Origin of the sequence: Labilithrix luteola, assembly GCF_001263205.1 — a bacterium.
GTDB lineage: Bacteria > Myxococcota_A > Polyangia > Polyangiales > Polyangiaceae > Labilithrix > Labilithrix luteola.
Genome location: NZ_CP012333.1, coordinates 7,481,125 through 7,494,977, shown reverse-complemented (window position 1 = coordinate 7,494,977; position 13,853 = coordinate 7,481,125). Strand labels below are relative to the sequence as shown.

The 13,853-nt window shown below is 65.3% G+C and carries 10 protein-coding genes; all 10 read right to left on the bottom strand.

Going from position 1 to position 13,853, the window contains the following annotated elements; all coding sequences use genetic code 11:
• Positions 1-134: 134 nt before the first annotated feature.
• Positions 135-1,970, bottom strand: coding sequence for an IgGFc-binding protein (locus tag AKJ09_RS32525; protein ID WP_146651747.1), 1,836 nt, complete (start codon positions 1,968-1,970; stop codon positions 135-137).
• Positions 1,967-3,340, bottom strand: coding sequence for an RCC1 domain-containing protein (locus tag AKJ09_RS32520; RefSeq protein WP_169928046.1), 1,374 nt, complete (start codon positions 3,338-3,340; stop codon positions 1,967-1,969). Before AKJ09_RS32520 ends, AKJ09_RS32525 begins: the two co-directional genes overlap by 4 nt.
• A gap of 17 nt (positions 3,341-3,357) precedes the next feature.
• The gene (locus tag AKJ09_RS32515; RefSeq protein WP_146651745.1) at positions 3,358-4,659 is read right to left on the bottom strand and encodes a hypothetical protein; all 1,302 of its coding nucleotides are present in this window, start codon (positions 4,657-4,659) and stop codon (positions 3,358-3,360) included.
• Complete coding sequence (locus tag AKJ09_RS32510) at positions 4,656-5,834, bottom strand: beta propeller repeat protein (protein WP_146651744.1); 1,179 nt, start codon at positions 5,832-5,834, stop codon at positions 4,656-4,658. The genes AKJ09_RS32515 and AKJ09_RS32510 overlap by 4 nt, the downstream gene beginning before the upstream one ends.
• Positions 5,831-7,042: a hypothetical protein gene (locus AKJ09_RS32505; RefSeq protein WP_205633869.1), complete on the bottom strand. Its 1,212-nt coding sequence runs from the start codon at positions 7,040-7,042 to the stop codon at positions 5,831-5,833. The genes AKJ09_RS32510 and AKJ09_RS32505 overlap by 4 nt, the downstream gene beginning before the upstream one ends.
• Before the next feature lie 135 nt (positions 7,043-7,177).
• Entirely contained in the window at positions 7,178-7,918 is a 741-nt protein-coding gene (locus tag AKJ09_RS32500) for a hypothetical protein (RefSeq protein WP_146651742.1), read from the bottom strand.
• Positions 7,915-8,448 carry an RNA polymerase sigma factor gene (locus tag AKJ09_RS32495; RefSeq protein ID WP_169928045.1) on the bottom strand — a complete coding sequence of 178 codons (534 nt, stop codon included), beginning with the start codon at positions 8,446-8,448 and terminating at the stop codon, positions 7,915-7,917. The genes AKJ09_RS32500 and AKJ09_RS32495 overlap by 4 nt, the downstream gene beginning before the upstream one ends.
• Before the next feature lie 189 nt (positions 8,449-8,637).
• Complete coding sequence (locus tag AKJ09_RS54440) at positions 8,638-9,603, bottom strand: hypothetical protein (protein ID WP_205633868.1); 966 nt, start codon at positions 9,601-9,603, stop codon at positions 8,638-8,640.
• A gap of 162 nt (positions 9,604-9,765) precedes the next feature.
• Positions 9,766-10,710: a DUF6268 family outer membrane beta-barrel protein gene (locus tag AKJ09_RS32485; RefSeq protein ID WP_146651740.1), complete on the bottom strand. Its 945-nt coding sequence runs from the start codon at positions 10,708-10,710 to the stop codon at positions 9,766-9,768.
• Entirely contained in the window at positions 10,707-13,847 is a 3,141-nt protein-coding gene (locus AKJ09_RS32480; protein WP_146651739.1) for an efflux RND transporter permease subunit, read from the bottom strand. Before AKJ09_RS32480 ends, AKJ09_RS32485 begins: the two co-directional genes overlap by 4 nt.
• Between the last annotated feature and the right edge of the window lie 6 nt (positions 13,848-13,853).

Genomic DNA, 13,853 nt, shown 5'->3' with positions numbered 1-13,853 from the left:
CGACTCGAACGCGCGCGCAAACGGTGCACTCGATACGTTAGGCGAGAGTGCAAATCCTGCATCACGCGCGGATTGTGCGTCGAAACGAAAGGATGACGGGCGGCGCCCAAGCAGGCGATCGGGCGCAGACCACCTCACTTGACCGGATAGTCGACCGTGTTCAGCGGTCGGCTCCCGAGACCGGCCGGATACGCGTAGCTCACGTAGTAGTCCCAGCCCCAGACGGTGATGGTGAACGGACCTTCGCTGTGGGCTTCGTGCGGTCCGACGAAGCATGACTTCCCGTTGCTGACCTGCACGGGCGTGGCACCGCGTGACAGGTCGACGCGCGTGTACTCGAACTGCTCGTCTTTGCCGACCGGCTGCCAGCCGGTGAGCGTTCCCGCGCAGTCGAGCTCGACGTCACTGAAACGTCCTTGTGACTTCTGGCGGATGAACGTGAGCGAGGTCTCGGCATAGTTCACGTCCGCGAAGAACACGTACTTGTCGAGGTACTGGCCGGAAGGCACCACGTTGACGAACTCCGGGTCGCCCATCTGCGTGATGATCGTCCCGCCGCCCGTCATGTAGGCGGACATGTAGATGGGATGCGCGTCGTCTTGCGAGCGGATGGTGAACGGCTTGGCCGACCAGAACGTCGCCGTCTCGCCGTGATTGAGCAGCGTGGGTGCTCCGAGCGGAGGCGCCGGGTCGTACGAGAGAACCGTGCCGTCCACCGCGGCGACGACGCGCCAGGGCACCGACTCCGAATCGCTCGCGGCCTCGCCGAGGCGGCTGCGATAGCGCACGCCGACGTATTCCCTACCCCACTGCTGGAGCGCGGGCAGCTGCTGTTGGGCTGCATCGCACGCGCCAGCGCCGGCGATGGGAATGTTCATGCACTCCGAGCCTCCGTACACCGCCACGGGATGGTCGGCCACGAGTGCCGAGCCGTTGACCTCGCGCGGGCTGAGGAACTGGAGCGTTTGCCCCTTGTTCAACATGTATGTCGAAGTCTCGCCAGCGCGCGCAGGCGAGACGCCGTTTCCACCGGGCAGATCGACGAGGGGCGTCAACTTCACCTGCGTCTGGTCGACGTCGGCCACGATCTGCACGCCGGGCATTCCGACGTTGCTCTGGAGCCACGCGTCCATCAGCACGTAGTTCGTGCCGAGCGAGAACGTCGGGTAGAGCATCGTTGCCGAGCTCACGTAGCTCAGCGCACCGCCGTACGGCCAAATCGTATAGGCGGACACCGGCCTATCGCTCTTCAGCCGAAATGATTTGGTGAGCGCAGTTCCGTGTTGGATGGGATCCATCGCGAGGACGGCTTTCGTCCCCGATGGACACTTGATGAACTTCGAATTCGCCGGGTCGACGACGGGCCCGGCGATGGCCGCTTGGGAGAGGAAGACGATGGCCACCTTCCCGGGCGGAAGCGGACCGTTCAGCGGCTGATACGTGATCTTGTCGGCCTCGAGCACGGGCACGTACGTGGAGCCGGAGATGTCCTGGGCTTGGTTGTCGTACTCCAGCGCGAGATTGACCGGCTCGTCCCACGTGTTGCCGATGAACGCAGCAAAGCACGAGCCGCCGGTTCCGCCGTTCGTGCTGTCGGGGGGAAGCGCGAGGAACTCGCAACCGAGCGACCCTCGTGCGTCGGCCGCGGCACCACACGCAGGAACGCACGTTCCGCTCTTGCCGCATCCCTCGCCCGCCGCACACGTCTCGACGACATGGCCGTCACAACCGTCGATCACCTGGTGAAGGTCGCGCGAGCAGCGCGTCCCTGCGCACGAGCTCTCGCCGGCGGAATCGGGGGCGGCATCACCGGCGTCGCCCGCGTCGGACACGAACACCGGGCCTTGATCCGGAACGAAGCCGCGATCGTCGGACGAACACGACGGCAGGACCACGAACGCAATCGGCAGCAGCGGAATCGCAACCGACGCGAGCACCGAGGCGAGGCTCGTAGAGGAGAAGGTCTTCATTGGAATGCCACCACCGGTCCCGGTTGCAGATGCGGAAGGAAGTCGGCCGAACCGAGACCGAGCTGTCCCTTGTCGTTCGCCCCCCAGCACTGAACCTCGCCGTTCACGAGGAGTGCGCACGTGGACGCCTTCGACGCGACGACCTTCGCCACCTTGTCCTTCAAACCTTCCACCTTCGTGGGCAGGAGCGGATGGTCGACCCCTGTGCCGTCGCCGAGCTGCCCGGCCTGATTGCCCCCCCAACAGAACGCCGAGCCGGAGGTGGTTCGTGCACACGAGTGGAAGCTCGCCGAGACCTGCGTGGCGTACTCCTCCGCGGGAAGCGGAACGACACGCGGAGGCGCGCGGTAACCGCCCCAACAATAGACTTCACCGGCGGCGACGGCGCAGGCGTTGTTTCCGTAATATTGACCGTCACCGAAGAGAGAGACCGACACGCTGCTGACGTTCGACAGCGCGATGGGCAGCGGTGTCGGGTCGGCCGACATGCTCGACGGACGACCGATGAGACCGCTGCCTCCCCACGACAAGAGCTGCCCGCTCTCGTCCGTGACGACCACCGTGCCATACCCCACGATCACGTCCTTGACCTTGACGCTCAGCAGGTCGGCTTTGGCCGGTGGATACGAGGCCATCGAACATTTCGTGTAATAACTGCAGCCCGGATATCCATCGCGGCCCAGCAGATAATTGCCATTCGAGCCCCAGCACCAAAGCTCACCGTCGTCGGCCACGCCGCACCCGTTCGAGAGCGTAGAGGACACCGCCACGAGATGCGGAACGCCCTCGACCGCCGAGGGCACGTCGTTCGGCGTGCAGGCACGACTGAACCCACCCGACGTGGTCTCGCTGAACGCCGAGACGGGTGAGCCCCAGCAGCGAAGCTCGCCGGAATCCAGAATCGCGCACGTCGAGGCGGCACCGGCGGAGATCGATCGAACGCCCGAGAGTACCTTGCGGGGCGCGGGAACGGGCTTGAACCCGGCCTGGCCACCGCCGTCGTCGAGCGGCGCGCCAACCTCGCCGCACGGGTTGTCGCCCCAGCAGTAGACGTCCCCCGTCTTGGTCAGCACGCAGGTGTCGTCGCTGCCTCGCGAGATATCGACGACGCATGTCCCCGTTCCGCACGTAATGGTCGGCGGAGCCGCGTCTTGGAGTTCGGCATCGGGCCCTGCATCCGTCGCGGCTTCCTCGGCGGCGTCGTTCGCGGCGTCGGAGGTCGAAGTCGTTCCTGTGTCCACCGTCCCCGAATCTTCGGAGTCGTTGAATCCCTCCTTCGACGAATCGTCACCGCAGCAGACGACTCCGAACGGAGTCGCCAAGAGCAGAGCGAGCAAACCCAGGGTTCGTTTGCGCAGAGGGGTCTTCATGATTTCGTCCTGTTTCCTCATTGCGCGCGGTGCATGGCAAAGCCCTGACCGACCATCCAGACGTCCTTCGACGAGCTGCCATGGACCCCTGCCACGCGATTCGCGACGGGCGCGCCGTGAATGGCCAGATTCACGGGTTGGAGCGCCGTACCGTTCCACGCCGTGGCCCAGCTCCCGACCGCGTAGACTTCGTTGTCCGCGAATCCCCAGAGCAGCGGGAACGAGCTCCCGATCGCCCCCCACTGCCCCATGGGCGTCTCGTAGAGCGCCGTCCAGCTCGTGCCGTCGAACCGAGCGAGCGTTGGGTAGTTGGTGTAGTCCTTGTAGCCGCCGTCACAGACGCCGCCGACGAGCAGCTTGCCGTCCCCCGAGGTCCAGATCGACTGCGCGCACGTGGCAAGCGACGGATCGAGCTCTCGTTCTTCCGGCGTGTCACTCCCGTTCGCAAGGTGCAGCACGAACGTGTTCATCGTGCCGGGAATGAGGTAGCGAGCGCCCCACGTGCCCATCGCCGCGTGGATCTTCCAGCCCGTGGCCCACACGTCGCCGCTCGGAGTGACCATGAGTCCACCGAGCGCCGCCTGCAGCTCCGAGGTGGCCCCCGCCGACCAGACCGTCGACCACGTGGCCTGGCCCGCGGCGACCGAGCGCCGGTAGAGCATGCCGCGCGTGGTCTGGTCGGAGTTGTAGCAGTAGGCCGCAACCCAAACGTCTTCACCGTGCCCCGAGAGCGCAATCCTCGCGTCGCCGCACGTGCTCAAGTCTTCCGGCAACGGCTCGGCGACGAAGCTCGGAGCGTTTCCTGCGAATGTGACGCGGTAGAGCGTGCGTCTCAGCTCGTTGACGATCCAGAAGTGGTCCGCGTCGCTCCCCCAGATTCCGGTCAGGCGCTCGAGACCACGCGCTGCCGTCGTCCACGCCGTGCCGTCCCAGAGCAAGAGACTGGTGGTGCAGAGATACTGATTTCCCTGGATGACACACGTTTCGCCCGTCGCCACCGCGCGCGTCGGCGAAATCGAGTAGACCGCCTTGAGGTTCGGCGCGGGTGAGCCGGGCAGCGGATATCGACACCAGCCGGCGTCGTTGCACGGAGGCCCGCCGTCTTCGAGAGGTCCGGTCTCCGCGGTCGCGTCTTCGGCAATGCCCGAGTCCTGCGGCGTCGAATCGGCATCCTGCTGGTTGGTCATTCCCGAATCCGGCGTCTCGCGGGGCGCATCGACGGCGTCGTCGGAGGCGCAGCCGAGCGGCGAGCTCGCAACGACGAAGGCGACGAGCGACAGCGGCATGCACCCGACGATCAAAGCCTGCCGAGTTCTCACTGCAGTGCTCCCTTCTTTCCCTCGAGCACGATTCCGTCACCGACGATCCACACATGATCGCTCGTGGGGCTCACCCAGACACCACGCAGCGCCGGACGCCTTCCTTTCAGTCCACCGACGGGAATGCGCGAGAGCTTCTGGCCGTCCCAGTGGAGAACGAGCGCTTCGTCGCCCACGAACCATACGTCCGTGCCGGTCGTGCCGGCGACGGCATAGAGGGCACGATCGCGCAGGACGGGCTCGACCTCGACGGTCGACATGACCTTCCCATCCCAATGACGAATCGCGCCGTTGGTTCCGGCCAACCAGAGATCGTCGCCGGACGTGCCCCACATGCCGTTCAGCGATTCCGTCGTGGTGCTGTTCAGCTCCCGCCATTTCCCGGCGACGCGTCGATACAGACGCCCACCGAGCCAACCCGACCAGACATCGTCGGTACCGAACCCCACGAGCGAGCGCCCGCCGTACGGTCCCGGGGGATCCATCCACGTCGGCGCGAGGTCGAACGTCCACGAGGGCCCGACTCCGGTCTGCCACCCGGTAGAATGCAGAATCAGGCCGTTGGCTCCGTAGTGATTGTCGATCAGGGCATAGATGCCTTGCTGCGGACTCCCCCACATCGATTGCATGATGTGGTTGTCGCCCGACGACGACGCGTCGTAGATCTCGAATGTCGCCTTGCCGCTCGCATCGACGCCGCGCGTGTGGAGCATCGTGCGGTCCGTCGAGGCGAACCAAACGTCGTTCGCAGCGGTGCCGGAGATGGCGTGAACGGTGACGAGCGAGCCGGTTGGAAGCGCTTTCCACGCGCTACCGTCGTAGTGCAGGACGACGCCCATCGTCCCCGCACCCCAGATATCCGAATCGGAGGACGCCCACATGCTCGTCAAACGCGCGGACGAATCGAAGGAGACGTTGGCTGCGCAAAGCGTCGTATTGGAGCAATCGTTCGGATAGGCCGTGCAGTCACTGCCGCCTTTGCAGGGCTTCGGAGACGCGTCTTGGTCGGTGGCCGCATCCTCGACGGCTGCCTCGCTCGCGGCGTCGGGCATGGGCACGATCGACTCCGGATCCTTCGGCGAAGGAGAGTCGTCACCGGTCGAAGCGCATGCCCAGATCCCGAGCAGCGAAGACAGAGCCATGAGCGGAAGCGCAGTTCGATGGGACTTCTTCATTGGACCGTCGTGCCCCCGTCGCAGTCTTCGGTTTGGCACTTGCCGCCCTGACAAGGTTGAGGAAGCCCGTGGTCACACTGCGTGGTGCAGCCTCCGCAGTGATACGGGTCGGTCATGATGTTCGTCTCGCACGAGTCGGATGGATCGCCGTTGCAGTCGGCAAAACCGTCCGGACAGAGCTGGACGCACATCCCGTTGTCGCAAATGACGCCCTCGTTGCCGTCACAACGTGCGCCACAGGCGCCGCAGTTCTCGACGTCGGTGAGAATGTCGACGCAGCTCGCGAAGCCGGGCATCGAATTCGACGAGCACTTCGTCAAACCGGCCGGGCAGGCGCACCCGACGACGTTGTTGGGCGAGAGAATCGCGCAGGTCTGCCCATCGGGACAGACGTGACCGCACGTGCCGCAATTCTTGTCGTCGGCGAACACGTTCGCTTCGCAGCCGTCACCGACGTCGCCATTGCAATTGGCATAACCGCGTGGTGGGAATTGCGTGGGGTCGTCGCATTTGGGATTGGCACATTCGCCGGCCACGCAGCCGTAGTGCATGTGGTCTCCGAGCGCGGGCGCGCCGTTCGGCGGAGGCGGACAGGCGTTGCCACAGGCTCCGCAGTTCTTGTCGTTGCTGCTCAAGTCGACGCAGCCCGATCCGCACCACGTCTTCCCGTCGGGACAGCCACACTTGCCGATCGTCACATTCGGCGCGATGTCGATGCACGGCTGGTCCGCCGCGCATTTGTGTCCGCACGTTCCGCAGTTGTTCGGATCGTCGAGAACCTGCTCGCAGCCATCGTCGGGAATGCCGTTGCAATCGGCAAATCCCGCATTGCAGCTCATGACGCATTGGCCGTTGGTGCAGATGCTCCGCGCGTTGAGCACCTGGCCGCCGTTCGGGCAGGACACGTCGCACGAACCACAGTGATTGTTGTTCGTATTGAGATCGACGTCGCACGTGAACTTCGAATCGAGACAGGTACCGTAGCCAGGCGCGCAGTTGGCGGTGGCGCACTGCAAGGCCTCGACCTTCGAGTTCGCGTCGGCCCCGGCCTCGGTGGCCACGAAGGTCGGCCCGCTCGTGGCAGTGTCGGGCCCCCCTGCATCCAGCGTCTCGCCGACGTCGATGGAGTCGGCACACGCCCCCACCAAGAAGGCACCGCCGAGCAGCGTGGCCACGCTCCATCCCATCGCCGAAGACAGGCGCTTCAATCTCGGAGCTCGCTCAACGCTCATGGAATCCTCTCGAGAAACTCGCTCGGACCGACTCGTTCGGCCGGCAGCGACTCGCTTCGAAACTGACAAATTCGATTTCTTAGGAACGACGGTCGGCGTGCGCGGGTGGAGTCACGGCTCCCACGGGCGCTCGCCCTTCGAGATGGCACGGATGCGGGCGGTGCGCGGGTGCGTCGGATACGCAGCCGCAAACGCGTCAGCCCGCGTCTTCGCTTCGCTCCACCGCTCGAGGCGGGCGAGCGCTTCGATGGCGATCGCCTCGCGTTCGGCGTGGAGCATCCCGCGCGGAAACCTTCGGTCCCCTTCGGCGGCGAGCTCGAGCGCGGCACGAGGGTCGGTGCGCGCGACGACGCGTAGCGTGGAGGCGTGGCGAACCTCGGCTTCGACGAGGTCGCCGTCGTTCGGCGAAACCGTCGTCGTCGGTGTCGTATTCGCCGGCACCGGCTTCGGCCGACTCGTCGAAACGGTGGGCAACGCATCGACGCTCAACGAAGGGATGGCGGTCGCGGCGGTCGTGGGCTCGTTCGGCGGTGGAAGAAGAGCCGCAGGAGCATCCGCCGACGGAATGGGTGTAGCTACGGAAGCGACGGCGGGAGGAGCGTCCTTCGGGCGGAAGGAGGCAAAACCGACGACGGTGCTCGCCCCCGCAAGGACGACCGCCCCAACGAGAAGGCCGCGCGGAAATGCGGCTCGGCCCGGCTTCACGTTGGCAATGCGTTCTTCGAACTTCGCGAGCCCGGCATCGACGTCGAAATGGGCGTCGCCGAACTCCTTCAGAAGGCGGAGATCTTCTCGGCCCTGTTCGGGAAGGCTTTGGGCCACCCAATCAGGCTGGCGATCGGACGACTTCATTTTCGTGCCTTGCCCGCTCCCACCTCACTCGGATCGGAGCGGTAGGCGGCGGAAACGCGCTCACGCGCGGTATGGAGTCTCGAGTAGACCGTTCCCACGGGCACACCGAGCGCGGCGGCGATCGCCGGGCCCTGTTCGCCGTGAATTTCGTGGAGAACGAAGACGACTCGGTAGTCCTCGCCGAGGCTGTCGAGGATTCCCTGGAGTCGGGTCATGGACTGCGCGACAGCAGCTCGATCGAACGGCGTCGGTGCGTTCGAGATCGCCTCGGCGACCTTGAGCTCGTCGGGATACGCGCGGCGCCTCCCTTGGCGCTTCACGTTACGAGAGACGTTGAAGGCAATCGACGCGAGCCACGTGGTCGGTAGAGCCGGCCCCGGGCGGTAACCTCCGTAACGATGGGCGAGCACGAACACGTCCTGGACCGCATCGTCGATGTCGTCTTCGGGGACACCGAGTCTCCGAAGCAGATTCGCTACGAACTTGGCGTGGCATCGAAAGAGCTCGGAGGCGGACACGGCTTCGGACATGGCGGTGCCTACCGAAGTCCCCTTGCGTCTCTCCTCGCTTTGGGTCGCGGGGAGGGACGCAGGATTCATCGGCGCCGCGAATCCTTCGGCACTGTGAATGGCTGACCGCAACCAAACGCCCTTTCGACCCATGACTAACGACGGCGGCGAGATTCCTTCGCCCAAATCGTCACAAAAGTTTCCGAAGGGCTACTCCCCGAAGCGAAACGCTAATTCCAGCGAGAAAAGGCCGCCAATCCTGGGTACGGCCGAGCTCGCGGTGAGGTCGCCGGAGCGTGCGTCGGTGACCCTGAGTGTAGGAGCACGGAGGATACCGAAGGGCGCGGCGCTCGCACGAACCGCCCATCGTCGAGAGAGCACGAAGTCCGCCTCGGCCGACGCACCGGCGTCGACCCACAGGCTGCGCCCCGATCCTCCCGAATAGAAGCCGGAGCCGCGCGCTTCGAATGCGCCCACACCGGCGAACATGCATGCGCGCCCGATCATCGACCCCGTGCGCACGAGATTGGCGCAAGCGTGACCCCGACCGAGGGCGAGCGAATAGCGCACCCTTCCCGGGTCGACGTCGACGGTCGCACCGAGCGTCTGGAGAAACGACGCACGAACGCCGAACACACGCGTCGATCGCTCTGCACTCGCGACGACGGCGGCGCTGGGGCCGAGGGTCGTCGCGAAGAGCCCCTGACCGAGCGACACGGCCCATCGCGCAGGCACCTTCGGAGTACGCAGGGGCGCGACCGCCAAAGGAGCCGGAGGCGCCGCAGGCGGCGGTGGCGCAGGTTCGGGAGCGCTCGAAGGCGGCGGCGGCGGAGGGGCGTCGTGCAGACGGGCCGCCCGTGACTCGAGGATGCCGTCGATGGCCACGGCGATGGTAACCGTCACGAGCTTGAGCTTGCTCTCGCACGTCAGGCCCGAGGTATCGAGGAGGCGAATCCCCACGTCGGCGCCCGGGATCGACACGACGAAGGTGGTCTTCCCGTCCACATCGCCCCGAATCACGACCCGCAACCCCGCGGGCAGCTCCGTCGCCGCGAGCAGCGGTCCGAGGCGCGCCGCAACCCCCGAACGCGTGAGGCACGTCTCGCCTTCGACTTCGAGCAGCTGCGCGACCTCGGGGCGATGCCCCTCCTCGGCCGACGCGGTCCTCGCCCGCACGGCACACAGCACCGTCAACCCGAGGGCGGGAAATGCGTGGCGGAATCTCATTCCGGCGAGCCCGTCGCCAAGGCTATCAGCTCGCCTTCGGCGCGTCCTCGCGAGCGTTCGCATTCGCTCGAACTCGCGTGTGACGCACGACGTCGAGCGCAGCCGCAGGCCTCACTGCGTCGGCGACGCGTTCTTCCAGAACGATGGTCCGATCCACATTCGCAGGCCGTACCCCATGGTCGGTCCGAGATTCAATTCGGCGACGGAATCTCGGTCGGAATACACGTCGTAGCGACGGTACGCGGTCACCGCGGCGTAGGCCTCGAGATGGATCCAATCGCCGACGCTGAAGACGAGCTTCGGTCCGAGGACGACGTTCGAATAGGCGAGTTGGAGGCGTTCTTGTTGGAACTGCCCTTCGCCGAAGTGATAGCGATTGCCGTTGAACGCGGCGCGAAAGCCGCTCGAGAGCCACGGGGTGACCCGATATTCGAACGACAGCGTCGCGGGGATGGCGCCGATGAGGCGCGCGTTCTCGGACATCTGCCAGCGCATGATTCCGAGTGGCACGGGGAGCAGGTTTCCGCTCCGCCGGTCGTAGCTGACGCCCGTACCCAACGAGAAGGAGTCGCTGAATTTGTAGATGCCGACGAGCATTCCTGACAAGAGCAGGTCCTGCTCGGAAAGCGGCGCGGAGAAGTCGGAGGCGAAGCCGACGCCCACACTTCCCATGAGCGTGATGCGCTCCGTGAGGGGCTGCAGCAGCATCATCGTCAGCGAAGGTGCCTGCAAGAGGAGCGATTGGTTCCCCGACGGACTCCGAATCGACGCCTCGAACCGCTCGTAGCCGAGGGTCGGAATCAGGAGCGTCTTCTTCGAGAGAAAGATCGGGAATCCGAGCGAGGCACGAAAGATCGACACGCCGATCTGATCGTTGGAGGTGCCGCTCCGCTTGGCGTAGGGATAGAGCTCGCCCTGCACCGAAGCCAGCGAATCGGCCTGCGCCCACGCCGAAGGCGCGAACGACAGGACGAGAAGCAAGGTGAAGACGGTGACGAGCACACGTGCTCTCCAGGCACGTGCGACACGCGCGACGAATGCCAACGACTCACTCACGCACTCTCCCTCAGGTGGACCTCGGCCGGCACCTCGACGGGCACGACCGCTCGCGGGGCATGTCCTCGAAACCGTCGCCACCACACTTCGACGTCGTCGAAGAGCGAATAGAACACGGGCGTCGCCAGCAGCGTCAGCACCAACGAGAGCGCCTGACCGCCGACGATCACGCCCGCGATGTTGTGATTGATGCCCGAACCGACGCCGTGTGAGAACAAGAGCGGCAGCATGCCGGCGACGAACGCAACGGTCGTCATCAGGATCGGCCGCAAGCGATCGCGATTGGCCTCCAGAATGGCCTCTTCTCGCGGCATCCCCTCGCCTCGCAGGTGATTCGTATGATCGACCTGCAGAATCGAGTTCTTCTTCACGACTCCGAAGAGCACGAGAAGGCCGAGGGCCGACATGATCGTCAGTTGCTGCCGGAGAAGGAGCAGCGACAGCAAGGCAAACGGCACCGTGAGCGGCAAGCACACGAGAATCGTGACCGGGTGAATCCAGGATTCGAATTGCGCGGCGAGAACCAGATACATGAAAACGAACGACGCCGCGAACGCCAGCAGGAAGGCTCGACCGGCTTTGCCCGTTTCGCGCGAAGAGCCTGCGGCGAGGGCCTGATAGCCGCTCGGGAGACGTTCCTCGGCCACGATACGCTCGAGCGCCTGGAGAATCGTACTCTGCCCGACTCCAGGGGCCACGTTGCATGAAATGCCGATCTGGCGGCGGCGGTTCAACCGCTCGATCTTCGAGGGACCATTGCCCATCGCCGTTCGGACGACCGAATCGAGAGGAACGGACTTCGCCGTACGCGACGGCACCGTCATCAGCAATCCGCGCTCGTCCACGCGGTACTCCGGACGTGCGCGTACTCGGATATCGTAATCTTCCCCGCGTTCGGAGTACGTCGAGACCTTGAGCCCACCGACGAGAAGCTGCAGCGTCGTCGCAACGTCCGCAGGCGTGACACCGAGATCGGCCGCTCGTGCGCGATCGATGGCGAGGCGCACTTCGGGTTTGCCGAGAATCAGGCTCGAGCGCACGTCGACGGCACCGGGTACGCGCTCTAGCTTCTCCGTGACGCGCTCGGCAACGTCCGCCAGCTTGTCGAGGTCAGGGCCGGCGAGCGTGTAGCTGACGGCCGCGCTCGTTCCGCCGAAGTCGGAGATCTGCGCCACGCTGGTGAGAATCTCCTTCGGCTGGTGCGCCAGAACTTCGCGACGCACCCGCGCCATGATCACTTCTTGCGACTCCGCACGCGCAACCGGCTCGGTGAGCTTCACGTAGACGTTCGCCAGGTTGGGCGTCGACTGCGCGTTGTCGCCGATCGTCAAGAGCGTCTTCTCGACACCTGCCAACCCGCGAATCTCGCGCGCCACGCCGTCGGCCACGAGCCGCGTTGCCTGCAGGCTCGTCCCTTCGGGTGTCCGGACTTCGACCGAGAACTGCGCGGTGTCATCTTCCGGCGTGAAGCTGATCGGCACCGCCTTGGCGAGCGGTGCGCACGACCCGAGCGTTGCCGCGCTGGCGACGACGATCACCCAGCGGCGCGCCATCACCCAGCGCAAGACGGTCATGTACGCGCGTTCGATCGGCATGTAGACCACGTCGACGACGCGCTCGAGCAGGGGCTTCTTGCCCTCGCGCTGCGCATCCGCGTCCACGCCCTCGAGCCAGCGTGCGCAGAGCATCGGCGTGAGCGTGAAGCTCACGACCAGCGACACGGCGATCGCGCTCGCCATCGTCAGGCCGAAGCTCCGCAAGAAGCGGCCGACGATTCCGCTCATGAACGCGACCGGCAGGAACACGGCAAGGAGCGAAAGCGTGGTCGCGACGACGGCAAGTCCGATGTCGTTCGTCGCGGCGACGGCCGCGTCCATCGGGGCGAGCTTCTTGTGCGTGATGAAGCGGTGGATGTTCTCGAGCACGACGATCGCGTCGTCGATGACGATGCCGACCGCCAGGGCCAGCGCGAGCAGCGTCATCATGTTGAGCGTGAAGTCGAGCAGGTACATCAGCACGAAGGAGCCGACGACCGAGATGGGGATGGCGAGCGCGGCGATGATCGTGCTCCGCGCGCTTCCGAGGAATGCGAGCACCACCACGGCGGCGAGCACGGCACCGAGCACGAGGTGTTCGAGCACGGCGTCGACGCTGGTGCGAATGGTCGACGAGTTGTCGCGCACCACCACCAGCTTTGCCCCCGTCGGAAGCGAGCTCTGGATCTCGGCGAGACGCGACTTCACCTCGTCGACCATGGCGACGGTATTGACGCCGGATTGCTTTCGAATGGAGAGCGTCACCACCCGGTCGCCGTCTTCCGACGCCCAAGAGGCCTCGTCTTCGGCGCCGTCTTCGACGGTGGCGACGTCTTCGAGCCGAATCGAATGCCCCACGTCGTTCTTCACGACGAGCTTTCGGAGTTCCTCGAGATTGCCGACTTTGCCCTCGATACGGAGCGTCAGCTGCCGCGGCCCGCGCTCGATCGTTCCGCCCGGAACGGCGAAGTTCTGATTGGTGATGGCCTGCCGCACGTCGGCGCCAGTCAAATCGAATGATCGGAGCGCAATCGGGTCGACGAGAATCTTGATGACGCGTTTGACGCCGCCGATGACCGTGACCTGACCAACGCCCGAAATGCTCTCGATACGGCGGCGAACTTGCTTGTCGGCGAGCTCGGTGAGCTCACGAATTTCCCCGGGCCCCCGCAACGTGACGTACAAAACGGGGGCGGCGTCGGGGTCGACACGGCTCACGACGGGCGGGTCGATTCCCTTCGGCAGAGTCGGAAGAGCATTGTCGATGTGGTCGCGGACTTCTTGCGCACCGACGTCCGCGTTCTTCTCGAGCGCGAACGAGACGGTGACGGTGGAGACGCCCTCGCTCGATGTCGAGCGTAGCTCGTCGATGCCGCTGATCGTGTTCACGGCGGCCTCGATCTTGTCGGAGATCTCCGACTCGACTTCTTCCGGCGCCGCGCCTTGCAGCGTGGTGGTGATGACCACCATCGGAAGGTCCACCTTGGGATACTTGTCGAGTCCGAGGCTCGCATACGAAACCGCGCCGAACACCAAGATGACGAGCATCAGCACCCAAGTGAACACCGGGCGCTTCACGCACACGCTGGCTAGCCACTGCATCCGTCA